The sequence below is a fragment of the Pseudomonas sp. LH21 genome (assembly GCF_036549575.1).
GTDB classification, from domain to species: Bacteria; Pseudomonadota; Gammaproteobacteria; order Pseudomonadales; family Pseudomonadaceae; genus Aquipseudomonas; species Aquipseudomonas peradeniyensis.
The window spans coordinates 2,579,221-2,603,889 of sequence record NZ_CP144367.1; the positions used below are offsets into that span (position 1 = coordinate 2,579,221).

The following is a 24,669-nucleotide window of genomic DNA, read 5'->3' on the forward strand; positions in this document are numbered from 1 at the left end:
CGCGTCGCCTCCTATATGTTTGTGATTCCGTAGCGGCTTATTACTTTTTCCACGTAATGCGGTGCTTTTTATTTCCAATAGGCATCATGGCCGTGGGGCAGCTGTGCGATTATCATATTGTGGAATCCGCCCCCATTCGTCATAGAAGACCTCCGCGAGGGGTTGGCATATCTACCTAAGCATGAAGTTTATGTTGAGGGTGTAGATATGTCTAAAAAAAGTACGAAGCAAGCGACACCCAGCAATGCCTTGATTGCTCAGATGCGTAATCGCGGATCTGTACGCAGCAGTATTTGGCATGTTTATAGTTTGAAAGCCAATAATGACCTGATTCTAGAAAGCCATCGTGAAGTCGCGCACTGGCTGATCTATCTTGAGTTTGACCCATCAATAGTAACTTTCTGGAAGCCACAAGGCGACGAGTTCAATGCAGACCAGCGAGGCGGGCGCAAGGTAAAACTTGATGCGATTGCGACGAATGTCGAGGGCTTTATCGAGTGGCATGAGGTGAAGCCGGGATACATTGATGATCTAGAGGCGCATGAGCAACTGAAGGTTCAGAAGGAGTTGGCGCAGGCTGCCGGTGCTCTTTACCGACTCTTCGATGAGTCAACACGCGACGCCCGTCATTATCAAGTTATGCCCTTGCTAAGATTGGCAAGTTTCGTGGCGTTGACGCGTTGGAGTGTGGATATCAACGCAACGGAAGCGCTTCTTTCTCAAGCCGTCGGGCGAAATAGAACCGGTACCATTGGCAGCTTGGCGCAAATACTACCCAACCTAGACATGACGGAGTTGATCGGCGGACTCAGCCGTTTGGCAATCAAAGGGCAGGTAGAGTTAACCATTGATGCTTTCACCCCAAACCTGCAGACCACATGGTCTTGCAAAGTTGAACGGCCATGAAGCGGGTTGTGATACCCCAGACCGTGCAAGCCGGGAACTGGCCGAGACTACCAGCCTCGGCAGTCCCCGAGGAACACTGGCAGCTGTTTTGTCGGCGTCGCACCGCAGTGCAGATGTACATTGAAGGTCACGCTTTGCGCGCAATCGAGCAGAGGACCCACCTAAAAGGGTGGGAAGTTAATCGATTAGCGTCCCGCTTTCTGACTTTGGATGACCAAGGCCAGTGTATTGGCGAAAGAGCGTTGCTTCCCCATATTCATCTCAAACCCTACGAACGACGCAAACCATCGGGCAATAAATACAGTGGCCAGCAGGGGGGGATGTCAGGCTGCCTTCAGCAGTTGCTCGAGACATACCCCGAAATTGAAGAGCGGATGGTCGCGGTTCTCAAAGACTCTGCACAGACGCTCGATGATCATAGGAACGCTATAGCGTTCCTCACCAAAAAGTTCATGCAGATTTTGCACGCCATAGCCCCCGATCATCGTGGTTGGCCTTATTCGACTAAGTATCAGGGACGCGTTAGCATACGCCGCTATATTCTCGCGCTGCGCAACCACTTTCCGGCCTCGTACATCAATGCGCATGGTAGTCCTGAGGCGAGAGCGCATATTGTCACCGGTACCGGGCACCGGCCTTACCTCGTCGCGCAGCGCCCGTTCGACATTGTCGAGTTGGATGGCCATTTTATCAGTGCTTTTTTTGTTTTGTTGGTGGAGCAAGTAAATGGCTTGATGTTGCCGATTCCGTTAGATCGCATGTGGTTGCTTACCGCAATTGAACCATATTCTCATGCCGTTCTCTCGTATAAATTGGTCTTACGAAGCCAGCCTGGGGCCAGTGATGTTCGCGAAGTGCTTGTGCGGGCAAGTTTGGGAGGGTGGAAGGCGCAAACACTGGAAAACACCAATTTTTCCTACAAAGTCGATGCGGGTTTTCCTTCAAGCGTGATTGAGGAATGTTGCGGTGTCACGTTCAGTGTGCTTAGTGTTGACTCGCATCTTTCCAATATTGCTAAGAAAATTACGCTTCAAGCTCGGCAGGATTTCGGCTTTCACCATTATTTGGGGCCAACCGGGCGTTTTGAAACGCGCGCAAAGATCGAGCGACTTTTTGCGGAGGTGGTACGACACACAGCTTTATTACCGTCGACAACCGGTAGTCACCCTCGCCATGGTAGAGCGGATGGCGCACAGGAAAAAGCCGTTGAGTATCAGTTGGATCTGACACGATTTATCCAAGCATTGGACGTTGCGCTAGCCAATTATAATACGGAGCCTTCGGAAGGTATTGGCATGTTTTCGCCGTTGGGCTTGATTCGACAGTATATGAGTCAAGCCGCCATACTACCACGCATTGCTGTTGAACGCCGTGAGCGGCTGAAAGTCGACTTGATTACTAAGTATGTGACGGTGCGCGGAAGTTTGGCGGAAGGGCGACGGCCATACATCATGCTGGATCGGGTCAGGTATACCAGTGAGCATTTGGCGGCCAACTTTGATCTGATCGGACTCAAATTGTGTGTGGAAATTGATGAGCATGATTATCGCGCTGTCAACGCTTTTCTACCCAATGGTGCAGCAATAGGTGTACTCCACGCCTGCGGTTGGTGGGCGACCTTTAGGCATACACCGTACATTAGACGTTTGGTAAATTCATTGATTGGTCAACGAGCGTTGACCATCACAGAGGACCTTCCACCCAGTCAGCAGATCTGTGACTATTTTATTCGCCACAACGAACCCAACCGGGCGCTGCTGGTTAAGCAGGCCGAGGATCCGAGCCTGTCGACACTGCCACGCGCCGTCGTACCTGTGAAGAAGCCAGTTAAGGACTACTTGCTTCAGCCGGATCAGGAATATCCCGGTCTTCCCGCAGCAGGACAAGCCGATAATCGAGGGGGATCATGAATATAACGCATCCCTTAATCAGCAAGCAGGCACGTATCATCACGCCAGCGTTAAATTGGGCGGTGCGGTTGTGCCTTGATCGGGTTGCAATGAGGCGTTCCGCAGTGATGTTTCGTGGGCAATCACGGGTTGGCAAAAGTCGTTGCGCCGTGTTTGTGGCCGAGCAGCTAAAAAAACAGTTCCCTGAATGTCATGTTGCTTTTTATATAGCGCTGAAGCGTAAGACACGACATCCTAATAATCTTTGTCGTGAGCTTTGCTATACTGAAAATATTCATCCAAAGGAGCGCGTGGATCTGCGTTATCATTTGGTAGCCCATTTGGAATCATTGTTGGTCGGGCAGCAAGCCGGGCAGTATCTTTTGGTGATTGATGAGGTTCAAAGATTATTGCCGGTGGATTACTTCGACTTGGCGGATCTCTACAATCTGTTACAGGCGAAGAGCATCTGCATGACGCTGATTGCCTTTGCTCAGCCGGACATTGACGCACAAATCACCATGATTAAGGCGACACGTGAGCAGCAGTTGATGGCGCGGTTTTTAACCGAAGTATTGACTTACCCTGGTTGTCGCGGAGTGGATGAGCTCGGTGTGATTTTGAATGCCTATGATACGGGCTCCGAGTTCCCCTCGGGTTCCGGGACGAGCTATACCGCGCATTTCATACCCAAGGCCTTCTCGGCAGGATTTCGTTTAGCGCGTGTCACCGAGCCGCTTTGGCTCGAGTTGTCGTCCAGTACCTCCGGACCTTATATGAACAACATTCCCATGGAACATCTGTGTGAGTCGATACTTAATCTATTGCTCAGTCTCGCAGCCAAGGACAGCACCTCCATGGAGCTTGATCCTCGCTGGGTGAGTGAAGCAGTGCAAAAAAGCAACCTACGGGCTTTTTGTGATGCATTATAACCGTGGCTATTTCTTTCCTGATGGGTTTCCCACCCCCTTCGAAGCGGCCTTTGCTACTGTGCAAAGAGCTGCGGTCATCAACGGGGTACCGGCACGCGCTTTGTTGCTGGCTTTCAGTCCTGGCGAAGGCGATCATCGGTGGCGCCACGGCAGCGTGGCCAGCGCAACGATTCAGGGGTTGTATGCGCCCGGGCGTCCCTACCTGGCGAATACGCACTTCATTGGCAGCGTTGCACAATTTTTTGCCCCGCGTGTCATGGATAAATTGCAGTACTGCCCACTGTGTGCCGCTGACTCAGGCTACCTTTCGCTCTTTTTCCATTTGCGATGCGTCCGGTGGTGTCCATGGCATCGGATTGAACTCAAATCTTTGTGCGCGCAATGTGCTGATGCCGCGGCCTTTTGTCCCGATCGGAACAGTCAGCCGTGTGCTACCTGCGGTTATGCCGTGCCCAGCTTGAAAGTGATCATCGACAGCTTGCGCTCGGGTCTCTGTGCTCAGCGTGCCGCTCATAGTTTGCGGCTATTTAGCACCTTGGCGCGTCTTCAGCGTCTGGGAATTTTAGACACCATGCGGTTGGGGGAGGGGCCTATAGATCCTCCCGTTCTGATTCAACCTCACAGTTTTTACGACGCGTTCGAAGAAGACTCGACCCTACGGCGATACCGGGTGGCATTAGACATGAGAGGGGGCGAGGATAGCCTGACGCAACCGCGGCAGGTGGATGTGGTCTATCGACGGTTTGTGTCATTCTGGAGGTCGAGGCTACTTCGGCGCCATCGTCATTGCCTGCATAACGCCAACAGTTGCCTGGGGATCCGCGAACGGGGATCGTGCGTGTTCGCGCTCACACTGATGCTGTTTCGGCAGAAATTTGAAACATTGCCTATTTCAAATACTCGCATTTGCATGTCTGACAGGGCTCTGGAGTGCCTAAGTGAGTTGGGCTTCACGCGTAGTAGCCTACGCAATTATTTCAAAGTAATGTTTTATCGGTTGCTTTCCCGGCTGTGGTATCGCTGCGCCCATAGCAACGGTTTTTCTGTCCGTGTGGATTCTCGCTTCTTCTTCACGCCCTTTCTGGGCAGAACGCCATCACTTAGCGACTACCTCGGTGAGACCGTCCGAGGACGGGTCCATGAAATCATCATCGACTTGCCTGCCGGACTACCGGTGGTGCGCAAGCTCATGAGCCACGGGCGCACCGATGCGTTGCTGCGGATTTCCCATGCTGCCGGCACCGTTTCAGTTCATACCGACGCCCAGCCAAAGTTCTTGTTCGGTTTCGAAATCCTGGCGAGCGCCTTTGTATTTTGAGTTCAGTGCACTGTGCGGAATGACGGATGTCACTGATTGAGGCGATTATTCATCGGAGGGCGCGCTGGCACTCGCTTGAGGTGTGAGGGCCTGGCCAAGTAGCTTGGTCGCACGACTGCCCAGCAGCGATCCTGCCTGGAAATAGCCCATCACCGTAGTGATGCTGCGGTGCTCGGTCATCGCCATCACCTCTCCCAGTGGCACTCCTTGACGCCCGGCCTCGGTGACAAAGCCCGAGCGCAGGCTGTGCGCTGCCCAATCTCCTTCAAGGCCGGCCAATTGCGCTCGACGCTTGACGATACGCGCCACCTGATCGCCTGATAGTCCGGTGCTACTGACCCCGCCGCCTCTGTACAGCCGACGGAACAGTGGTCCGGTCTGCGCGGGCGCCGCCTCCAGCCACGCCTGCAGCGCGTGGGCTGCGGGCCCTTGAAGGGGCTTTTCCCGCCGCTCGCCACCGGTATCAGTCTTCGTCGCCCCCAAGGCGTAGAGCCAAGTGTCTGCGTCCAAGCGACGGAGGTCCTGAACCTGCAGGCCAATCACTTCTGAACGCCTGCGTCCGCCGCCACTCCACGCCAACAGCAACAGAGCACGGTCGCGGAGGCCGCGAATACCGTCAGTACAGGTAGCAAGCATCGCCTGCAGCGGTTCCAGCGCCACGGCGGTTTTCTTGCGAACCGAGACGCCGTGGCGAGCCTGGGCCTTACGGGCTTCACGCAACAGGGTTTTTACGACCTGACTCTCTGCCGGGTTTTCCCACTGCTGCAGGCGATGCCACTTGGCCAGGACAGCCAGACGGTGGCTGACCGTGCTGAACGCCAACGGGCCTGGTTTTCCCTTGACGCCGGCGGCGATCAGCGCGGCATCGAGATTCGCTGGCAGCAGGTGGCTCCAGCCGCCCGCGCCGTCGGGTCGGGCAAGGTGGTCGACAATGAACTGCACCGCCACCTCCGGGGGCAAGGCGCCATCACCGAGTGCGCGTCGGTAGCGCAGTTGCAGCCAGGCGGACCAATAGGCAAGGGCGCTCTGGTAGCTGCGCACAGTGTTGGCCGCAGTACCGGCGGCGATGAATGCGTCGGCGGCGGCACGGGTGCTGGCGGCCAGTTCCGCCGACACTAAAGGCGAGGAGGAGGGCATCGCTATCGGTTCTGTCAATGTCTTCTCGCTCAACGGTGCAATAGGTTCGGATAACCGGGTGCTTATCAGACCTAATATAACGAAGAGGTCGGCATGACGATATCCATGATCGTGAAGGGCCGTTATCGACCCATAGCTGCCCTTCGCAAAGTGCCGCAATCGGCAAAAGCTGCTAGTCACGAACGCTGCCTTCGGCCCAGCGCAATCCTTCATCACGTTCGACTACAGCTGACGCTGATCCTTGAATTCCGTAACGCTTGCATCAGTGCACCGCTGTACCCAAACCGGCTGGATACCGCAAAAACCTGTTCGCTGCTAACGGAACTCGAGGGCGGCTCACGGCTATCCGTTAAAAGCGAAGAACCGGAAACACCAGACCTATCAGCGCTTGATATAGACCACATTTTGCCGCGTAGTTGGCACGTCCCGCTGGACGCAGAAAGATGGCAGCGTGGCAGCCGACAGCGACGAGTCGGATATCGAAGTGATTGTGCGCTCTTGCGGCACATTGACGCCCTGGCAGCTCCTGATTCGTGAACGGCATGAGAGCATCCCAATGCTAGGCAACTTGACGTTGCTGAACCTTGGCGTCAATAGGACGGCGCAACCCTGCAATTTCGCGACGAAACGCGACAAGCTGATGCCATTGCTAGCCTTGGTCTCAATGCCCCACTGATTGCCACCTCTGCACGGGACGAAGCCGCGATTCCAGCCAAAGCCCATGCCCTCGCCAACATAGCACTGACGATCTGCCCCCGAAACGAATGATGTCCTCCCACTAAGCACAGCAGGTAGGTCTATTCACGCTCCAGACTACGAGCATCTGCGGTGACCGCCTCCACAACCCCCGCCAGCTCCCGCACTAGGTCAGGCTCGAAACGCTCCAGGTAAGCTGCGATAGTCTGATTGCGCAGCATGCGAGACACATAGCCCTTGGCAACCACGAGTACCAGCATGGTTTCGCCGAGGGTGTCCTCGACCAACCGGTAATCGTGGTAGAGTTTTTCCATCTCTCGCTCCATGCGTGCAATGTCTTCAGCAGTCACGCCCTCACTGACTTTCTTTGCCTCAACCAGCTGTTCAGGACGCGTTGCGGCTAATACCATTTCGGCGTAGCGACCAGTAAAGCAGTTGGCGGAAATCATCATCTCGACTAGTTCTACCTGGCGCATCGGCTTCATCTTACGCAACACGCGAAAGACCGCCTGACTAACCATTCGCGTTTTCAGCATCTCAGCGACTTCCGGCGCAATCCCCCGCAACAAATGCTGGCGCTCGCGGATGCGTCCGACGTTGACGCTCAAGACTTCGGCAATCCGCTCGGCAGTCGTTCCTTTGCGTATCGCCTCCAGAATCATCTTGTGCTCTTGAATCGGGGTAAGTCGGTTGACCTGCCGGTTGTAGGTAAAACCTTCGTCATCTGTCGCCAACAGGCACAACGTGTCTTCCGCCCCCAACTGTGCGAGCGCAGCTAGCCGCAAATGACCATCCAACAGTAGATAACGAGGCTCCCCTCCCGTCCCGTGAACCGGCTCGGGATAAACCGCGAGCGGCTCGACCACGCCCAATTCACGGATGGAGGCTAAAATCGCTGCGAATTTGACGGACGTCAGCATGTCGTGGGTGACTTGGCGAGAGGGCAAGATCAGCGGTAAGCGGACGGTAATCAACTCGGGGGCAAAGGCACGCTTGACGACAGTCATGCGTCCCCCTGAATTCGCTCGGCCAATACCTGCGGCATATCATCAATACCTTCACTGCGTAACATTGACCGGAAAAATTCATCGGCCAACAACCGACGCAATGCAGTCACGACGAAGAGCAATCTTTGCTCACCGATGTCCGCCTTCTTTACCATCAGGCGCTGACGGCGCACCTCAGTCTGATAGGCAGTCAGCAACTGGCGAGGAGTGGTCATGCGCTCGCCTCCATGCTGCCTACCATAGCCCTTGCCAAGAACGCGTCTTCGGTCGATCAGGCGGCGCACCTTGATGAGTTCATCTCCTTTTAACAATCCACTTTCATAGGCTTCGACCATGGCGGCCTGGACCTGGGCATCGTCGGACCGTGCCACATGGATCGCGACTTTAATCGGTAGCCAGCCCTTTTCGACGGCAGCGATCAGGCGCTCCTCTCCCTGCCGCAACAAGATCAAAATGCCGCCAACATAGGCACGGTCCAAGCAGGTTTTCTGGGCAATCTGCCTGATGGAGTAACCACGCTCGTGCAGTACGTTGATCGCCATCAGCAAGTCGCGGTTCGAATGCTTACGTCGCGCCAGATTCTCTACCAGGCTGATGAGATAGCGGTCTGCCTCTGCCGCCGTCACCACGACCGCTGGAATGGCCGACTCCCCCAGGACCTTGAAGGCTTCGAAGCGCCCCTGCCCACAGATCAGGTCGAAACTCGAACCGTTACGGGTCACCGTGATCGGTCGTTTCAACCCCAGACTCGCAATGTTTTCCACCAGGCGTGCAAACACTTGTTGATTGCGACTACGCGGATTGAGCACGCGAATATCCGCGAGTGGGATCTGCGCAATAGGCGCCGCCTGCGCCACATGAAGTGCAAGATGCTCTTCCGATGTGGCCATTACGCAGCGCTCCCCAGGGGTATACGTCGACTCAGGGCCGCTAGGATATCCAAGCTGTTGAACCGGTAGAGTTCCAATTCGCGCGGATTAGTATCTCCCAGACGCAGGTGAGGTGCCGCCAAATCGATCATGGGAAAGAGGTAGTAATCAAGCACCTCCTGCTCACCTGGGAGCATGCGAACAGCGACAGTAAGGTCAGGTAACAAGCCGAAATCGAAGCGTAGCTGCCAACGCCTGCGCACTGACTCTGAACATTGACAGCGGCAAAGCACCACCGAAATCGAGAACTCATCATTAACCCAAACCAGCTGGGTCTGGGGATCGACCGAGATGTGTCCACCGACAAGACGAATGCGCTCCTGTGTGTCGACCAAGATGTGCGGATACAGCTCTCGCAGCCGACGATTGGCCTCCAGAAAGCTGTAGTCCCGTCCGGGGGAATAGCCAATTAGGCTGTAGCTGCGTAGCAGACTACCAAAGCGCTGGCGATAACAACTGCTGGAGGGGCAATCCTCTTGCTCATCAATGATCAACCCAGACAGACAACCTCGCTCCGCAAATAGTTGTTTCAGCGTCGCCAGCATTTGCTCGTCAGTCCAGTGCCGTGACCGCGCTCGGATGATGGTCTGCGCCGCGAGAAACAAAGCGTGGTCGACCACAGAGGAGAAGGCACCGTCGGACCGCACCAACTGATCAACTGGATTGGATGTTCGGGGCTGTTTCAGCTTGCCAGACGTGCGATTCCAAACATTGTTACCGATGTACTTTTCGTTGATCAGGACCTGATGCACCACTCCCCGTGACCAAGGTCGCTGGAAGTCTGTAAGCAGTCCACGCCGATTCAGTTGAGTTGCAATTTCAGCTTCGGTTCGACCTTCCCTGACAAATGCCTGGTAAATGTCTTGAACGACCTGTTGTTCGGACTCAGGACCAGGCGTGAGAATCACCCGATCCGTCTGAAGGCTTTTGTACTCTCCCCGATCCAAGATTGCTTTAGGCTGCCCTGTCTGATCTATAAGTTGACGACGCAATCCATATCCAGCCGGGCCACCTTGTCGGTATCCCAGCTGGATCAAGCGCGACTGCCCCGCAAACACCTTGACGGACAGCTCACGACTGTACTCACCAGCCATCATGCGTTTAACACTCTTGATGATGCTGGATACCGGTGAGCCATCGTTAACGAACTGTTCGGCGCAATATTCGACCCTGACACCCGCCTGCCGACATCGAACTTCGTAGCTGGCGCTCACATCAGGGTCCTGAAAGCGCCCCCAGCGACTTACGTCATAGACCAAAACTACAGAGAACTCGGACTGACCAGCGTCGACATCTAGAAGTAGCTGTTGGAGAGCTTCCCGACCATCCAGGCTCAAGCCACTTTTACCCGCATCGGTGTATACCCGGACGATCTCCAGCTCATGTGCTGCCGCATAAACGCGAATGGCATCCAGCTGATTTTCAGTGGAGTACTGCTGGTGCTCCGTCGACATGCGGACATAGGCAGCAGCTCTATTGCTGCCTTCGGTCGTGGATAGATGTGCTCGTCTCATTTGTAGATCGATGCCCCCTTAGCGACTTGGGGTCTACACCCATGCCAAGCCGTAGACCGCACCACACCTACCGGCCTACATCAGATGCGCTACTCACGAATATAAAGAGGAGATACGGAAAGATGATCACTAAAATGGGTAATTCATTTCCAATCTGCGCCCAAACTTACGCCGGTGCCCTAGCTGCTGCCTTGCGCACCGAATTAGGCACGTCACATCGCGCAATCAAGACGCTGCGCCATTGGACCGATGCCAGTGAACGTACGGCTAAGCATTGGCTGGCGGGCAGCCATGGTCCGAGTGGCCTTCATTTGATTGAATTAATGCGGCATTCCGAACATGCCCTTCAGGCGGTGCTTGAGTTGGCGCAGCGGAACTCGTCCGTAGCAGTGGTCTGGCTTCCCGCTTTGCGCGAGCGTTTGCTTGACGTCGCGGAAATGATCGATGTTTGCCTGGGTCCTGGCAGCGCTCACTGACAGCCATTTGAGCGGTCTCCGGCCTCTCTATCGCTGTAGCCTGAATCCTCCGTGCTCAGAAGATTCCAACCCATTTAAAGTATGAGGATCCAGCATTTGAAGAGTGCAGGATGTCCAAGTCTAAAAAACTGGTGGCGGGACTACTGTTCAGCTGAATGTCCGTAGTTGGCCGATTGCTGCCGCTCTCCACAGGCAGCTTTGGGTCGAAAGCGGTCAGTCGCGTCCAGACCGGCTGAATATGCACATCGCGAAAACGCACCTCCGGACGCCATACTGTCCTACTCCGACTGCTCCGACTGCATCAGCATGGTCCTCAGGCGACTGAGCAAGAATGCCGGACGATACAGTACACCGCGCATAGTCGCCGGATCTGATAGAGGGCAAGCGCTCGCAGAATGAGTATCTCAGGTAACTAAACAGGTTGAGCGCCCCCACAACAAAATCGCTAGCAACCCGGCGATGTACGTCGAGCCAGTCAGTTGGCGGATGATTAGACGGTATCGGGCCTTGAGACTGTCCAACCAGACGTCATGGGTTGAACATGGGATTGGGGCTTTCATTCAATTGGCAGATCGCAAGCGCCGCCACAAGGTTGTGCGGCTGATGCCGAGACGGCGGGCGGCTTCGTCGAGGTTGCCGTGGCAGCTTTCCAGCGTTTCCTTTACATGGCGCAGTTGCGCGATCTTGCCGATGGTGTGCAGGTCCGTTTCGCCTGGCGACTTTTTCCGGGCGGGTGAACGGGGAGGGCCTTCGCACAGTTCAGGTAGCACGCGTGCCAGGTACTGCTCTTTCAAGCGGTGTTCCTCAAGCAGTTCGCGTGCCGAGAGCATCGCGCGCTCGATCACATTCTCCAGTTCCCGGACATTGCCCGGCCAGGCATAGCGTTCAAGGTACGGCAGCAGCGCGGCGGGGATGTCTGCAGCTCCCGGTGGTTGCCCCTGAACAAGCAGGCGCTGGCTAATGACCCGGCAGATCAGGGCAATGTCCTCAGGGCGCTCTCGCAGCGGGGTGGTCTGCAGACGCAGGATGTTGAGCCGGAAATACAGGTCGGTACGGAAATCGCCATCGTCCATGGCGCTGCGCAGGTCCTGGTGGGTGGCGGCAATGATGCGCACGTCGATGGCAATCGGTTCGGTGCTGCCCAGGCGCAGGACTTCGCGCTCTTGCAGCACGCGCAGAAGGCGTGTTTGCAGCGAAACCGGCATGTCGCCGATCTCGTCGAGGAACAGCGTGCCGCGGTGTGCCGCTTCGAACAGGCCTGGCTTGCCACCTTTGCGCGAGCCGCTGAAGGCGCCTTCCTCGTAGCCGAACAATTCACTTTCCAACAACGACTCGGGAAACGCCGCGCAATTGATGGCGACAAAGGGGCCCTGCCGGCGTGGGCTTTCGTTATGGATTCCCTGGGCGAGCAGTTCCTTGCCGGTGCCGCTTTCACCGGTAATCAGGATGGTCGAATGGCTGGTGGCAAAACGCTTGGCCAACTGCAGCATCTCGCGGTTGGCCTTGCTGTTGCCGTTGAGCTGGTCGAGCCGGTAACGGGCAGTGAACGCACCGGGGCGGCGGGTGGATCGGATGCGCTGGTCGGCACGTTGCACAACAGTGATGTCCTGGCAGGTCAGGACCAGGCCGGTACGTTCGCCGTTCTCCAGGATAGGCAGTAAATTGCTCACCACGACGTGCGAGCCGAGCCGCATCACACGGTTTTCTTCACCCGTGCCTTCCTGCAGCGCCTGCTGCATGTCCAGTTCCGGGCACAGCTGCTGCAGCGGCCGGCCCAACGCTGCGCTAACCGGCAGGTCCAGCAGCTGCGCAAGGGCCGGGTTGAGCGACTGCACCACGCCTTGGTTGTCGACCGCTGCAACGCCGGCGGGGATATGCCGCAGCACGGCATTCAGATGCCGCCGTTTGGCGATCTCGACGCGCTGAGTGTCGAGAATGCCCAGGGCTTCCTCCAGCGCTTTGCGCGCGGTTTCTTCGCTCAGCGACAGCACGCCATGCAGCCCTGCCTGCTCCGCCAGCCCCACCACCGTCGACGAGCCGATGATGCTGCGACAGCCTAGCTGGGCCGCCTGTTCGACGGCCTGGCGGGCCTCTTCCAGGGAGGTGTAGGCGGCCTGGTGAACCTGGACGGTGAAGAGCGCGGCCATGGCTTGCAGGTCGTGGTTGATGTGGTTGTAGCTGAGCACGGCCACTTGGGAGGAGCGTTCGCGGGCCTGCCCCAATGCCCGTAGCAGATCGCCGCTGCCCACGCGCATCGCCAGTACCGGGCGTGTCAGGTGTTTGCGCAGGTAGGCGGCGGTCGCCCCGGCGCAGACGAACACATCGACCTTACCTGCCTGCTCCAATTCTTGGGCGGTCTGCAGTGCTTCAGCCACCGAGGTGTCGAGGACTTCGATACGGGTATCGGGGTAGTCCGTCGTGAGCCCGGCCACCACATGGGCGAGCCGGCTCCGTTGTTGGGGGCGCTGCAAGTGGCTGATCAACACGACGACCTGGGAGGCAAGAGCATCCATCACGGGGCCTATTCATATTTGAAATGTTTCGATATTGAATCAATACCTTGCAAATATGCAACGAGCAGCCTGACTTTCGCTCGGCGGTGAGGCGTCAGAACCCAGGCTGTATGCGGCCTGTGGCTGACTTTTGAAGAGTTGGCCCAGGCCTTGCTCTTGGGCTTGTGCCAACCCAGAAACCAAAGGCAGGGCCTACAGACCCATGAGCAGTTCACCAACGATTTCCCCGGCCAGCGATACGTTCGCGGCCATGACTGACGATCACCGCCTGGCCGAGTTCATACGAGAGCAGGCCTCGGCAACGCGGGTGGTCATCCAGGCGCGCAAGCGCCTGAGCGGCGGTGCCATCCAGGAAAACTGGCTGCTGGACCTGCTGATCGAAGGCGGCCCGTGGGCTGGTGTCCGGCGTTGGGTACTGCGCAGCGATGCGCTTTCAGCGCTACCCGCCAGCCTTGACCGTGAACAGGAGTTCGCCGTGCTGCAGGTGGTTTACCAGGCCGGCGTGAAAGTGCCACGCCCGCTCTGGCTGTGCCGCGATGTGCGCGTGCATGGGCGGGTGTTCTTCGTGATGGAGTATGTGCCGGGTAGCGCTACCGGCCGCGCGCTCAGCACCGGCGCCGGTCCTCAGGGCCGGGCGCAACTGGCGGCGCAGCTTGGCGCCAACCTGGCGCGTCTGCATCAGGTCCGCCCGCCGTGCGCCACGCTGGGCTTCCTGTCCGTTCCGGACAGCTCGCCGGCCCTGGCGACCATCGACGCCTACCGCCGCTACCTCGACACCCTCGCCGATGCCTATCCGGTGCTGGAATGGGGCCTGCGCTGGTGCGAGCTGCATGCGCCGCGCAGCAGCACCCTGTGCTTGTTGCACCGTGACTACCGCACCGGCAACTACCTGGCCAGCGAAGAAGGGCTGGAGGCCGTGCTCGACTGGGAGTTCACCAGCTGGGGAGATCCTTGCGAGGACCTCGGCTGGTTCACCGCCCGCTGCTGGCGTTTTACCCGTCCAGACCTCGAAGCCGGCGGCATTGGCCAGCTGGAGGATTTTCTGCGTGGTTATCACGAGGTGTCTTCGCTGTGCATCGAACGCAGTCAGCTGCACTACTGGCAGGTCATGGCCACCCTGCGCTGGGCAGTCATTGCCTTGCAGCAAGGGCAGCGCCATCTGTCCGGTGAAGAACCGTCGCTCGAGTTGGCACTGACAGCCCGGCTGTTGCCGGAGCTCGAACTCGACATCCTGCACATGACTGGAGCCGAAGCGCCATGACCCAACCCAACGCCCACCAATTGCTCGAGATCGCCCGCGCGACGCTTCTGGAGCAGCTGTTGCCAGCGCTGCCCGGCGAGTTGCGTTACCCGGCCTTGATGATCGCCAACGCCATGGCCATTGCGGCCCGCGAAAGCCGCCTGGGTGCTCAGGCCGAGGATCAGGAGCAGGCGCGTCTGGTCGCCTTGGTCGATGACGCGCCGTCGACATTGCCCGACCTGCGCCGCCAACTGGCTCGCGCCATTCGCCAGGGCAGCCATGACGCCCCGCAAACCCGGCGCACCCTGGTCGAGACATTGCGCCAGATCACCGTTGCCCGATTGGCGATCAGCAACCCCAAGGCCTTGCCCTGAAACTGCATCGACCACCCCATTCCTCCGATAGACAAGAACACACAAGGACAGCCATGAACTTCACTCTCCCGGACGAACTGCTCGCCTTGCAGGCCAAGACCCGAGACTTCATTGCCGAACAGGTCATCCCGTTCGAGAACGACCCCCGCCAGGACAGCCATGGCCCCAGCGACGCCCTGCGCCAGGACCTGGTGGCCCGCGCCCGCGCCGCCGGCTTGCTGACGCCTCACGCCAGCCGCGAAATGGGCGGCCTGGAGCTGAGCCATGTGGCCAAGGCGATCGTTTTCGAAGAGGCCGGTTACTCGCCGCTGGGCCCGGTAGCGCTGAATATCCATGCGCCGGACGAAGGCAATATCCACCTGATGGACGTGGTCGCCACCGAGGCGCAGAAGGACCGCTGGTTGCGCCCGCTGGTCCAGGGCCATGCCCGTTCGTGCTTCGCCATGACCGAGCCTGCTCCGGGCTCCGGTTCGGATCCGTCGATGCTGCGTACCACTGCCACCCGCGATGGCGACGACTATCTGATCAATGGCCGCAAGTGGCTGATCACCGGGGCCGAAGGCGCGGACTTCGGCATTATCATGGCGCGCATGGAGGATGGCACCGCGACCATGTTCCTGACCGACATGAAGCGCGACGGCATCATCCATGAACGTCAGCTGGACTCGCTGGACGGCTGTTTTACCGGTGGTCACGGGCAGCTGCGTTTCGACAACCTGCGTATCCCGGCGAGCGATGTCCTCGGCGAGATCGGCAAGGGCTTCCGTTATGCCCAGGTGCGCCTGGCGCCCGCACGCTTGACTCATTGCATGCGCTGGCTCGGTGCCGCGCGCCGCGCCCACGACATCGCCTGCGACTATGCGCGCACCCGTGACGCCTTCGGCAAGCCGCTGGGCGAGCACCAGGGCGTGGGCTTCATGCTCGCCGACAACATGATGGACCTGCACGTGGTGCGCTTGGCGGTCTGGCACTGCGCCTGGGTGCTCGACCAGGGCCGGCGTGCCAATGTCGATTCGAGCATGGCCAAGGTGATCAGCGCCGAGGCGCTGTGGCGGGTGGTCGATCGTTGCGTCCAGGTATTGGGTGGCCGCGGGGTGACCGGGGACACCGTGGTGGAGCGGATCTTCCGCGACATTCGCCCGTTCCGCATCTATGACGGTCCGAGCGAAGTGCACCGCATGAGCCTGGCGAAGAAGCTGCTCGACCAGCGCCTGGAGGCCCACTGATGCAGCCGAACCTTGTCCGACTGTTCGCCCTTGACGGGCGCCGCGCCCTGGTGACCGGGGCCTCCAGCGGCCTGGGCCGTCACTTCGCCATGACCCTGGCCGCTGCAGGCGCCGAGGTGGTGGTGACCGCCAGGCGCCAGGCGCCGCTGCGGGCGTTGGTGGAGGCCATCGAGGTGGCTGGAGGGCGGGCGCAGGCCTTTGCCCTCGATGTGACCAGCCGTGAGGACATCTGCCGGGTGCTCGATGCCGCCGGCCCGCTGGATGTCCTGGTCAACAATGCGGGGGTGAGCGACAGCCAGCCTTTGCTGGCCTGCGATGATCAAACCTGGGACCACGTGCTCGACACCAACCTAAAGGGCGCCTGGGCCGTGGCCCAGGAAAGCGCCCGGCGCATGGTGGCGGCGGGGAAGGGGGGCAGCCTGATTAATGTCACCTCGATCCTCGCCTGCCGTGTGGCCGGTGCCGTAGGCCCTTACCTGGCGGCCAAGGCCGGCCTGGCCCACCTGACCCGCGCCATGGCGCTGGAGTTGGCGCGCCATGGCATCCGGGTGAACGCCCTGGCGCCCGGCTACGTGATGACTGATTTGAACGAGGCCTTCCTGGCCAGCGAGGCCGGTGACAAGTTGCGTTCGCGTATCCCCAGCCGACGCTTCAGCGTGCCGTCGGACCTGGACGGCGCCTTGCTGCTGCTCGCCAGCGATGCTGGGCGGGCGATGAGCGGCGCCGAGATCGTGGTCGATGGCGGCCATCTGTGCAGCAGCCTGTAACGCGCCCTGGCGCAATAATAACAAGAACAGGAGGTAGGTATGTGCGTGCAAAACCTGAGCAAAGTGTCGATGAGGTGTCTGCCATGATGGTTCCAACCCTCGATCACGAGCTTGCCCCCAACGAAGCCAACCATGTGCCGCTGTCGCCGCTGTCGTTTCTCAAGCGGGCCGCACAGGTATATCCGCAGCGAGATGCGGTGGTCTATGGTAGGCGGCGTTACAACTATCTTCAGTTGCACGAGCGCAGCCGTGCTCTGGCCAGTGCCCTGGAGCGGGTCGGTGTGCAACCGGGCGAACGGGTGGCGATACTGGCCCCGAACATCCCTGAAATGCTCGAAGCCCACTATGGCGTGCCCGGTGCCGGGGCGGTGCTGGTATGCATCAACATTCGGCTCGAGGCACGCAGCATCGCCTTCATCTTGCGGCACTGCGCGGCCAAGGTATTGATCTGCGACCGCGAGTTCGGTGCCGTGGCCAGTCAGGCGCTGGCCATGCTCGATGCGCCGCCCTTGCTGGTGGGCATCGACGATGATCAGGCCGAGCGCGCCGACCTGGCCCACGACCTGGACTACGAAGCGTTCCTGGCCCAGGGCGACCCCGCGCGACCCTTGAGTGCGCCACAGAACGAATGGCAGTCGATCGCCATCAACTACACCTCCGGCACCACGGGGGACCCCAAGGGCGTGGTGTTGCATCACCGCGGCGCCTACCTAAACGCCTGCGCTGGGGCGCTGATCTTCCAGTTGGGGCCGCGCAGCGTCTACCTGTGGACCTTGCCGATGTTCCACTGCAACGGCTGGAGCCATACCTGGGCGGTGACGTTGTCCGGTGGCACCCACGTGTGTCTGCGCAAGGTCCAGCCTGATGCGATCAACGCCGCCATCGCCGAGCATGCCGTGACTCACCTGAGCGCCGCCCCGGTGGTGATGTCGATGCTGATCCACGCCGAGCATGCCAGTGCCCCTCCGGTGCCGGTATCGGTGATCACTGGCGGTGCTGCCCCGCCCAGTGCGGTTATTGCGGCGATGGAGGCGCGTGGCTTCAACATCACCCATGCCTATGGCATGACCGAAAGCTATGGCCCCAGCACATTGTGCCTGTGGCAGCCGGGGGTCGACGAGTTGCCGCTTGAGGCCCGGGCGCAGTTCATGAGCCGCCAGGGTGTCGCCCACCCGATGCTCGAGGAGGCCACGGTGCTGGATACCGATACCGGCCGCCCGGTTCCAGCCGATGGCCTTACCCTTGGCGAGCTGGTGGTGCGCGGCAACACCGTGATGAAAGGCTACCTGCACAACCCAGAGGCCACCCGGGCCGCATTGGCCAATGGCTGGCTGCACACGGGCGACCTGGCCGTGCTGCACCCGGACGGTTACGTGGAAATCAAGGACCGGGCCAAGGACATCATCATTTCCGGCGGCGAGAACATCAGCTCGCTGGAGATCGAAGAAGTGCTCTACCAGCACCCCGAGGTAATCGAGGCCGCGGTGGTGGCGCGCCCGGATGCGCGCTGGGGCGAGACCCCCCATGCGTTCGTCACCCTGCGCCCAGATGCGCTGGCCACGGTCACTGAAGGGGACCTGATCTGCTGGTGCCGCGAGCGTCTGGCGCATTTCAAGGCGCCGCGGCATGTGTCGCTCACGGAGCTGCCCAAGACCGCCACCGGCAAGATCCAGAAGTTCGTCCTGCGCGAGTGGGCCCGGCAACAGGAGGCGCAGACCGCCGACGCCGAGCCTTGATCGAGCGGCAACACCTGCACGCCCCATAACAACAAGTACATTGATCGAGGTGTCCCATGTCCAGCCTGTTATACGCGCGTGTTCGCGCCAGTGCCCGGTTCCAGCAACTGGTGACGCGCAGAAACCGTTTTACCCTGAGCCTGTTCGTGCTGATCCTGACCACGTTCTATGGCTACATCGCGTTGGTATCGTTTTGGCCCGAGCTGATCGCCAGGCGCCTGGCCGAGGGGTCGAACATGACCTTCGGCGTCGCGGCCGGCGCTTTCCTGTTCGTGTTCTTTTGTGCGCTGTCGGCGTTCTATGTGTACCGGGCCAACGGCGAGTTCGACCGTCTGACGCAGGCGCTGGTTGCCGGGTTGGAAGAGGAGCCGCGCGCATGAAGAAACTACTGCCTCTGGCTTTGTTGCTGCACTCCGGCCTGTTGTTGGCTTCGCCTGCGCTCGACGCGGGTCAGCGTCAGCCGCTCAACCTGCATGCCATCGGCATGTTCATGGTGTTCGTGCTTTTCACCTTGTGCATCACCTGGTGGGCGGCGCGGCGCACCCGCTCGACGGCGGATTTCTACAGCGCCGGTGGCGGCATCCTAGGCTGGCAGAACGGCCTGGCGCTGGCCGGTGACTACATGTCCGCCTCGACGTTGCTGGGGATCACCGCGCTCATCTACACCTCCGGTATGGATGGCTACATCTACCTCATCGCTTTCTTTGCGGGCTGGCCGGTGTTGCTGCTGTTGATGACCGAGCGGCTGCGCAACCTGGGCCGCTTCACTTTCGCCGACATCACCTCGTACCGCCTCGACCAAGGTAAGGTGCGCACCATGGCCGCCATCGGCTCGCTGACCGTGGTGTGTTTCTACTTGGTGGCGCAGATGGTCGGGGCCGGGCAGCTGATCAGGCTGCTGTTCGGCCTGGACTACCACATCGCCCTGGTGATCGTCGGCGTGCTGATGATGCTGTATGTCACCTTCGGTGGCATGGTGGCGACCACCTGGGTGCAGATCATCAAGGCATTCCTGCTACTGGTAGGCGGTTCGCTGGTGCTGTTCCTGGCGCTGCGCGAGTTCGACTTCAGCTATGACACGCTGGTCACCCAGGCCATGGACACCCATGCCCTGGGCGAGCGCCTGCTGGCGCCTGGCAGCCTGTTGGCCGACCCATTGACCGCGCTGTCGCTGAGCCTGGGGCTGGTGTTCGGCACTGCCGGGCTGCCGCATATCCTGATGCGCTTCTTCACCGTGAGCGATGCCCGTGAGGCGCGCAAGTCGGTGCTCTATGCCACCGGATTCATCGGCTATTTTTTCAATGTCATTTTCCTGCTGGGCCTGGCCTCGATCGTGATCGTCAGCCAGCAGCCGCAGTTTTTCGAAGGCGGGCAGGTGGGTGGCAAGCTGCTGGGCGGGGGCAACATGGTTGTCATGCACCTGGCCCAGGCGGTAGGCGGCAACCTGCTGCTGGGCTTTTTGTCTGCCGTGACCTTCGCCACCATCCTGGCCGTGGTGTCAGGCCTGGCGCTTGCGGGTGCTTCCGCCATCGCCCATGATCTCTATGCGCGGGTGATCATGAAGGGTGCGGCCAGCGAGTCGCAGGAGCTGCGGGTGACCAAGCTGGCCACCCTCGGGCTTGGGTTGGTGGCGATAGCTCTGGGCATCGTGTTCGAAAACATCAACGTGGCCTTCATGGTCGCGCTGGCGTTCGGCATCGCCGCGTCGGCCAACTTCCCGGTACTGTTCCTGTCGATGTTCTGGTCGGGGTTGACCACGCGCGGCGCGTTGGCCGGTGGCTACGTGGGGTTGGTCAGCGCCATGGGCTTCGTGGTGTTTTCCAAGCTCGTGTGGGTGGATGTGTTGCACTTTGCCGAGCCGCTGTTCCCTTATACCCAGCCTGCGCTGTTCTCCATGCCGCTGGCGTTTGCGGTGGCGTATGGCGTTTCCCGGCTAGACCGGACTGCGCGAGCCAAGGCAGAAAGGGCGGCGTTCGCCGACCAGTTCGTAAGGGGCCAGACCGGCCTTGGTGCCAGCGGTGCGGTCGATCATTGATTACCTGCGGCCGCTGGCGGATGCGTGCCAGCGGCCAGGTGAAACCTCGTTAATACCCCCTGAAAATCTCGCCGATGCTGGTGATCGGATGCCCCATGCGCTGCGCCGCCGCTCGGTTGACGAGAGAAGGCCTGGGGGCAAGCAGGGCACTCAGGAAAACGGCCAGCGTCAACACGGCCAGTAGAAAACCAAATCGGCGCATATGATCCTCCAGCGATTTTTATTGTTGTTGTCTTCAGGTTCGATCCGAAAGGCCAGTATCACGCGGTTAGTGCCCGGGCGCTTTGTCGTGGGCGAATGACAGGGCGATGGCTGCAATGTCCTGGTTGCCATAGCCCATTGATGCCGCGCGCTGCGCGACTTGGCATACCGCGTCGAACACTGGCGTCCAGGCCCCTTGTGCATGCAGGGATTGGGCAATGTGCGCGAAGGCATCTACATGTACATCGAGCCTCGCCTGGTCGCCTGCGAAATCCTGCGCTTCGAGCCGGCGTGCCGCTTCCTCGAGTGCGTCGGCGACGAAAAAGCGTGACGTGTCGAGCAGGAGCCTGGCTGTCTTCGAAACCGACAGGCCAAACCGTTCGCTCGCACCCACGGCCTCGAAGAACGCAACCATCGCGGCAAACACATGGGCGTGGAGCACGCTCGCGAAGGCCAATGCTTCGCCCCAGGGAAGGAACACCGTATGGCCGGCGAGCCCTTCAAGCAGCGACCGGTGCTGCTCGAAGGCCTCACGATCGCCGGTATGAATACTGTGGCTTTCGCGATGGCCGACGTTGCGCGGGTAGGCCACGATCATCCCTTTGACGTAATGGCCGCCCGCCCGATTGACGAGGCCCTGAAGCGCCGGTCCCTCGTCCTGGGCGTTGGTGGTGTAATCGACGATCGTACGGTTGGCCAGTGCATGCATCACACCTGGCATCCCGAGCACCTCGTGGGTCGCGTGGTTGTCCAGGAGCACGAAGATCGTGACCGGGCTTGCAACCAGCGCGGTTTCAACGCTGTCGCACAGGTGAGCGCCAGCGGCGACGAGCGACGCAGCCTTGCCGGGTGATCGATTCCAGATCGCCACGCGTTTGCCTTGCTTGAGCAACGCGTGTGCCATGAGCGTTCCCATCGCACCGAGCCCGACCACGGACACATCAAACTCGAAACTTTCATCATTTTGTTCGCGCACGTTCAAAGCCTCTTGATTGTTGTTTTATGTGATGCCCCACGGGAGAGCCTTTGCTCACCGCAGGTTCTGCGATCGGGCCCAGTCCGTTGCATCAGCCAACGTGCGCTCGAAGGCGCTGAAGATCGCTTCGATGTCGCCCTGCGTGGTAATCAACGGCGGGCAGAACGCGATCGTGTCGTAGAGGGCGCGAATGATCAGCCCATGCTTGTGGGCCTGTTTGAACACGTAGCCACCCAGTGCACCTGGCTGGGCGAACGGTTGGCCGGTGGCCTTGTTCGCAACCAGTTCGATCCCGCCCATCAGCCCGACGCCTCGGACGTTGCCGACCAGCGGGTGGTCTTCGAACGTGCGCAGGTGGCGCTGGAACATGGGGGCCAGGCGCTGGACATGGCCAACCAGGTCGCGCTCTTCGATGATGCGGATGTTTTCCAGCGCAACCGCGGTGGCGACGGGGTGGCCCGTGCAGGTCAGGCCATGGGCGAATGCCCCCAGGCGCTGGCTCTGGCTCACCAGTACATCGTTGATGGCATCGGACACCACCACGGCCGCCAGCGGCTGGTAGGAAGAGGTGAGCTGCTTGGAGAGCACCATGATGTCGGGCTGGATGTCGTACAGCTGAGCCCCGAACATCGTGCCCAGCCTGCCAAAACCGGTGACGATCTCGTCGATCACCACAAGAATGTCGTAGCGCCTGCACACTGTCTGGATCGCCGCCCAGTAGCCAGTGGGAGGAGGGATCACGCCGCCCGCTGCGATCACCGGTTCGCCGACGAAGGCGGCAATGCTTTCCGGCCCTTCGGCGAGGATGTAGCGCTCCAGTTCGTTCGCCAGGCGGGCCGAAAAGGCTTCCTGCGTTTCCCCTGGCCGGGCGAACCGGTAGAAGTTCGGGCACGTCAGATGGTGAACCGGGATGGCCGGCAGGTCGAAGTCGCGATGAATCGAGGGGATGCCGGTCAGGCTCCCGGCAGCGATGGTGGCGCCGTGATAGGCCTGCTGGCGAGAGATGAATTTCTTCTTGTGCGGTTTGCCCAGCGCGTTGTTCACGTACCAGAGCATCTTCACCACCGAGTCGTTGGCTTCGGAGCCTGAATTGGTGAAGAAAACATGGTTCAGGTCGCCCGGCGCCAGCTCGGCCAGCTTGGCGGCGAGCGCCGCCGCCGGGGCGTTGGTCTTGTGGCTGAAGCTGTGGTAGTAGGGCAGTTGCCTGAACTGCTCGACGGCGGCGTCGACCAGGCGCTTTTCACTGAAGCCCAAGGCAACGCTCCACAGGCCCGACATCGCCTCGATGTAGGCGTTGCCTTGCTCATCGAAGACCCGCACGCCGTCGCCGCCGGCGATCACGAGGGGGCCGATTTCCTGGTGCTGCGCCAGGTTGGTGTTGGGGTGTATGAATGAAGCCAAGTCATTCTGGATGGTTGAAGTGACGTTGCTCATTGGTGTGATTTCCTGCCACGGACGGGTTGTCGACTGCACGCGATGAGCCTGCATGCGGCGCTGTATCGATACAGGCCGCACCGCAGGCCCGTGCAGTTACTGGCTAAACGCTGCCGCGACCGATTCGCCGAAGGCTTTCAGGCCTTCTTCGAGCTGGTCGGTCGGGGTGTTCACCGGTGGCATCAGCTTGATGATTTCGCCGTTCGGGCCGCAGCGGTCGACCAGCACACCCGCCTGCAGCACACGCTGCTGGGCATCCTTGGCGAATGCGACGTTGCCGCGACCGAAGTCGATGCCGGCGATCATGCCGCGACAGCGCGCGGAGGCGACGCCAGGAATTTCCGCGAAACCGGCGACCGCGCGCTCCATGGCCGCGCAGTTGGTGGCCAGCAACTTCAGGAACGACTCATCGCGCCAATAGCCGAGCGCGATCTGGGCCGTCAAGAAGGCCAGTTGATTGCCGCGGAAGGTGCCGATGTGATCGCCCGGTTGCCACACATCCAGCCCGGCGCGAATCAACACGATCGCCATCGGCAGGCCGAAGCCGCCGATCGATTTGGCGCAGGTGATCAGGTCTGGCACCACCCCGGAGCGCTCGAAGCCGAAGAAGTCGCCGGTGCGCCCGCAGCCGGCCTGGATTTCGTCGCAGATGAGCAACACGCCGTGATCGCTGGTCCACTTGCGCAAGCGTTGCAGCCATTCGTTGGAAGCCGGGTAGACGCCGGCCTGGATCTGCACGGACTCGACGATCACCGCCGCCGGTAGCTCCGAGCCGCTGCCCTGGTCGTTGGCCAGGCGCTCGAGGAAGCCAATGCTGTCGAATTCGCCGTAGGGGCTGTCTTCGTACGGCACGAACACCACATCGGTGGAAAGCCCAGGGCCACGGCGAGTGCGGTTGCCGGTGACGGCCAAGGCGCCGGCGGTCATGCCGTGGTAAGCCCCATAGAACGAGACGACCTTGGTACGCCCCGTCGCCTTGCGCGCCAGCTTCAACGCCGCCTCGACGGCGTCGGCACCGGTCGGGCCGGTGAACTGCACCTTGTAGTCCCAGCCGCGTGGCTTGAACAGGTCGCGCTCGATCGCTTCGAGAAACTGGCGCTTGGTGGTGGTGTGCAGGTCGAGGGCGTGGGTCACGCCGTTGGACGACAGATACGCGATCAAGGCATCGCGCATGCGCGGGTCGTTGTGGCCATAGTTCAGGGCGCCGGCGCCAGCGAAGAAGTCCAGGTACTCGCGGCCGTCTTCACCTCGGATCTTGCTGCCTTGGGCGGTATCGAACACCAGCGGCAAGTCACGGCAGTACATCCGCACGTTGGACTCGAGCCTTTCGAATGTCTCGATGTTGTTCATGCAAACCTCTTGA

The 24,669-nt window shown here is 60.0% G+C and carries 20 protein-coding genes; 12 read left to right on the forward strand and 8 right to left on the reverse strand.

The genetic code is table 11. The features are described from left to right. Window positions 1–207: 207 nt before the first annotated feature. From VUG52_RS11880 to VUG52_RS11895, 4 genes are all read left to right on the forward strand, one after another. Window positions 208–906: a hypothetical protein gene (locus VUG52_RS11880; RefSeq protein ID WP_137164076.1), complete on the forward strand. Its 699-nt coding sequence runs from the start codon at window positions 208–210 to the stop codon at window positions 904–906. Between the two features lie 113 nt (window positions 907–1,019). Then, window positions 1,020–2,816 (forward strand): hypothetical protein, encoded by a 1,797-nt coding sequence (locus VUG52_RS11885; RefSeq protein WP_137164075.1) that lies wholly within the window; start codon window positions 1,020–1,022, stop codon window positions 2,814–2,816. Then, a complete protein-coding gene (locus tag VUG52_RS11890; protein ID WP_196188235.1) occupies window positions 2,813–3,727 on the forward strand; it encodes an ATP-binding protein in 915 nt (304 codons plus the stop codon). Before VUG52_RS11885 ends, VUG52_RS11890 begins: the two co-directional genes overlap by 4 nt. Continuing rightward, complete coding sequence (locus VUG52_RS11895) at window positions 3,717–5,045, forward strand: hypothetical protein (protein ID WP_331833001.1); 1,329 nt, start codon at window positions 3,717–3,719, stop codon at window positions 5,043–5,045. Before VUG52_RS11890 ends, VUG52_RS11895 begins: the two co-directional genes overlap by 11 nt. A gap of 45 nt (window positions 5,046–5,090) precedes the next feature. Here VUG52_RS11895 and VUG52_RS11900 read toward each other — a convergent pair whose 3' ends face one another. The 4 genes from VUG52_RS11900 to VUG52_RS11915 form a co-directional block, all read right to left on the reverse strand. Beyond that, a complete protein-coding gene (locus VUG52_RS11900; RefSeq protein ID WP_137164072.1) occupies window positions 5,091–6,182 on the reverse strand; it encodes a site-specific integrase in 1,092 nt (363 codons plus the stop codon). 797 nt (window positions 6,183–6,979) lie between these two features. After that, window positions 6,980–7,885, reverse strand: coding sequence for a plasmid partitioning protein RepB C-terminal domain-containing protein (locus tag VUG52_RS11905; RefSeq protein WP_015270467.1), 906 nt, complete (start codon window positions 7,883–7,885; stop codon window positions 6,980–6,982). Continuing rightward, window positions 7,882–8,775, reverse strand: coding sequence for a ParB/RepB/Spo0J family partition protein (locus tag VUG52_RS11910; protein WP_015270466.1), 894 nt, complete (start codon window positions 8,773–8,775; stop codon window positions 7,882–7,884). Before VUG52_RS11910 ends, VUG52_RS11905 begins: the two co-directional genes overlap by 4 nt. Next, window positions 8,775–10,328, reverse strand: a complete 1,554-nt coding sequence (locus tag VUG52_RS11915) for a recombinase family protein (protein WP_331833003.1) — start codon at window positions 10,326–10,328, stop codon at window positions 8,775–8,777. Before VUG52_RS11915 ends, VUG52_RS11910 begins: the two co-directional genes overlap by 1 nt. 122 nt (window positions 10,329–10,450) lie before the next feature. Between VUG52_RS11915 and VUG52_RS11920 the strand changes: the two genes are divergently transcribed. Next, complete coding sequence (locus VUG52_RS11920; protein ID WP_015270464.1) at window positions 10,451–10,804, forward strand: hypothetical protein; 354 nt, start codon at window positions 10,451–10,453, stop codon at window positions 10,802–10,804. A gap of 560 nt (window positions 10,805–11,364) precedes the next feature. On the opposite strand, the gene prpR is transcribed toward VUG52_RS11920, so the two are convergent. Further along, entirely contained in the window at window positions 11,365–13,317 is a 1,953-nt protein-coding gene (prpR, locus tag VUG52_RS11925; protein WP_090342431.1) for a propionate catabolism operon regulatory protein PrpR, read from the reverse strand. Between the two features lie 202 nt (window positions 13,318–13,519). Between prpR and VUG52_RS11930 the strand changes: the two genes are divergently transcribed. From VUG52_RS11930 to VUG52_RS11960, 7 genes are all read left to right on the forward strand, one after another. Beyond that, a complete protein-coding gene (locus VUG52_RS11930; protein WP_015270462.1) occupies window positions 13,520–14,578 on the forward strand; it encodes a phosphotransferase family protein in 1,059 nt (352 codons plus the stop codon). Next, window positions 14,575–14,931 (forward strand): 4-hydroxypentanoyl-CoA kinase subunit LvaB, encoded by a 357-nt coding sequence (lvaB, locus tag VUG52_RS11935; RefSeq protein WP_015270461.1) that lies wholly within the window; start codon window positions 14,575–14,577, stop codon window positions 14,929–14,931. Before VUG52_RS11930 ends, lvaB begins: the two co-directional genes overlap by 4 nt. Window positions 14,932–14,984: 53 nt before the next feature. Next, window positions 14,985–16,157 carry an acyl-CoA dehydrogenase family protein gene (locus tag VUG52_RS11940; protein ID WP_090342435.1) on the forward strand — a complete coding sequence of 391 codons (1,173 nt, stop codon included), beginning with the start codon at window positions 14,985–14,987 and terminating at the stop codon, window positions 16,155–16,157. Next, on the forward strand, window positions 16,157–16,924 hold the full coding sequence (locus VUG52_RS11945) for an SDR family NAD(P)-dependent oxidoreductase (protein WP_015270459.1): 768 nt from the start codon (window positions 16,157–16,159) through the stop codon (window positions 16,922–16,924). Before VUG52_RS11940 ends, VUG52_RS11945 begins: the two co-directional genes overlap by 1 nt. Before the next feature lie 83 nt (window positions 16,925–17,007). Next, complete coding sequence (locus VUG52_RS11950; protein ID WP_331833006.1) at window positions 17,008–18,660, forward strand: acyl-CoA synthetase; 1,653 nt, start codon at window positions 17,008–17,010, stop codon at window positions 18,658–18,660. A 56-nt stretch (window positions 18,661–18,716) separates the two neighbouring features. Next, entirely contained in the window at window positions 18,717–19,040 is a 324-nt protein-coding gene (locus tag VUG52_RS11955; RefSeq protein ID WP_331833007.1) for a DUF485 domain-containing protein, read from the forward strand. Further along, window positions 19,037–20,695 carry a cation acetate symporter gene (locus tag VUG52_RS11960; RefSeq protein WP_196145915.1) on the forward strand — a complete coding sequence of 553 codons (1,659 nt, stop codon included), beginning with the start codon at window positions 19,037–19,039 and terminating at the stop codon, window positions 20,693–20,695. Before VUG52_RS11955 ends, VUG52_RS11960 begins: the two co-directional genes overlap by 4 nt. 268 nt (window positions 20,696–20,963) lie before the next feature. On the opposite strand, the gene VUG52_RS11965 is transcribed toward VUG52_RS11960, so the two are convergent. The 3 genes from VUG52_RS11965 to VUG52_RS11975 all read right to left on the reverse strand — a co-directional run bounded on the left by VUG52_RS11965 (window position 20,964) and on the right by VUG52_RS11975 (window position 24,656). Beyond that, the gene (locus tag VUG52_RS11965; protein WP_331833008.1) at window positions 20,964–21,872 is read right to left on the reverse strand and encodes an NAD(P)-dependent oxidoreductase; all 909 of its coding nucleotides are present in this window, start codon (window positions 21,870–21,872) and stop codon (window positions 20,964–20,966) included. A 54-nt stretch (window positions 21,873–21,926) separates the two neighbouring features. Then, entirely contained in the window at window positions 21,927–23,306 is a 1,380-nt protein-coding gene (locus tag VUG52_RS11970; RefSeq protein ID WP_331833009.1) for an aspartate aminotransferase family protein, read from the reverse strand. A gap of 96 nt (window positions 23,307–23,402) precedes the next feature. Further along, window positions 23,403–24,656 (reverse strand): aspartate aminotransferase family protein, encoded by a 1,254-nt coding sequence (locus tag VUG52_RS11975; protein WP_015270453.1) that lies wholly within the window; start codon window positions 24,654–24,656, stop codon window positions 23,403–23,405. Between the last annotated feature and the right edge of the window lie 13 nt (window positions 24,657–24,669).

What these genes read in the sequence shown, in the direction of transcription:
- VUG52_RS11880 (WP_137164076.1), top strand. Translation starts at nt 208, where the DNA reads ATGTCTAAAAAAAGTACGAAGCAAGCGACACCCAGCAATGCCTTGATT.
- VUG52_RS11885 (WP_137164075.1), top strand. Translation starts at nt 1,020, where the DNA reads ATGTACATTGAAGGTCACGCTTTGCGCGCAATCGAGCAGAGGACCCAC.
- VUG52_RS11890 (WP_196188235.1), top strand. Translation starts at nt 2,813, where the DNA reads ATGAATATAACGCATCCCTTAATCAGCAAGCAGGCACGTATCATCACG.
- VUG52_RS11895 (WP_331833001.1), top strand. Translation starts at nt 3,717, where the DNA reads ATGCATTATAACCGTGGCTATTTCTTTCCTGATGGGTTTCCCACCCCC.
- VUG52_RS11900 (WP_137164072.1), bottom strand. Translation starts at nt 6,182, where the DNA reads ATGCCCTCCTCCTCGCCTTTAGTGTCGGCGGAACTGGCCGCCAGCACC.
- VUG52_RS11905 (WP_015270467.1), bottom strand. Translation starts at nt 7,885, where the DNA reads ATGACTGTCGTCAAGCGTGCCTTTGCCCCCGAGTTGATTACCGTCCGC.
- VUG52_RS11910 (WP_015270466.1), bottom strand. Translation starts at nt 8,775, where the DNA reads ATGGCCACATCGGAAGAGCATCTTGCACTTCATGTGGCGCAGGCGGCG.
- VUG52_RS11915 (WP_331833003.1), bottom strand. Translation starts at nt 10,328, where the DNA reads ATGAGACGAGCACATCTATCCACGACCGAAGGCAGCAATAGAGCTGCT.
- VUG52_RS11920 (WP_015270464.1), top strand. Translation starts at nt 10,451, where the DNA reads ATGATCACTAAAATGGGTAATTCATTTCCAATCTGCGCCCAAACTTAC.
- prpR (WP_090342431.1), bottom strand. Translation starts at nt 13,317, where the DNA reads ATGGATGCTCTTGCCTCCCAGGTCGTCGTGTTGATCAGCCACTTGCAG.
- VUG52_RS11930 (WP_015270462.1), top strand. Translation starts at nt 13,520, where the DNA reads ATGAGCAGTTCACCAACGATTTCCCCGGCCAGCGATACGTTCGCGGCC.
- lvaB (WP_015270461.1), top strand. Translation starts at nt 14,575, where the DNA reads ATGACCCAACCCAACGCCCACCAATTGCTCGAGATCGCCCGCGCGACG.
- VUG52_RS11940 (WP_090342435.1), top strand. Translation starts at nt 14,985, where the DNA reads ATGAACTTCACTCTCCCGGACGAACTGCTCGCCTTGCAGGCCAAGACC.
- VUG52_RS11945 (WP_015270459.1), top strand. Translation starts at nt 16,157, where the DNA reads ATGCAGCCGAACCTTGTCCGACTGTTCGCCCTTGACGGGCGCCGCGCC.
- VUG52_RS11950 (WP_331833006.1), top strand. Translation starts at nt 17,008, where the DNA reads ATGATGGTTCCAACCCTCGATCACGAGCTTGCCCCCAACGAAGCCAAC.
- VUG52_RS11955 (WP_331833007.1), top strand. Translation starts at nt 18,717, where the DNA reads ATGTCCAGCCTGTTATACGCGCGTGTTCGCGCCAGTGCCCGGTTCCAG.
- VUG52_RS11960 (WP_196145915.1), top strand. Translation starts at nt 19,037, where the DNA reads ATGAAGAAACTACTGCCTCTGGCTTTGTTGCTGCACTCCGGCCTGTTG.
- VUG52_RS11970 (WP_331833009.1), bottom strand. Translation starts at nt 23,306, where the DNA reads ATGAGCAACGTCACTTCAACCATCCAGAATGACTTGGCTTCATTCATA.
- VUG52_RS11975 (WP_015270453.1), bottom strand. Translation starts at nt 24,656, where the DNA reads ATGAACAACATCGAGACATTCGAAAGGCTCGAGTCCAACGTGCGGATG.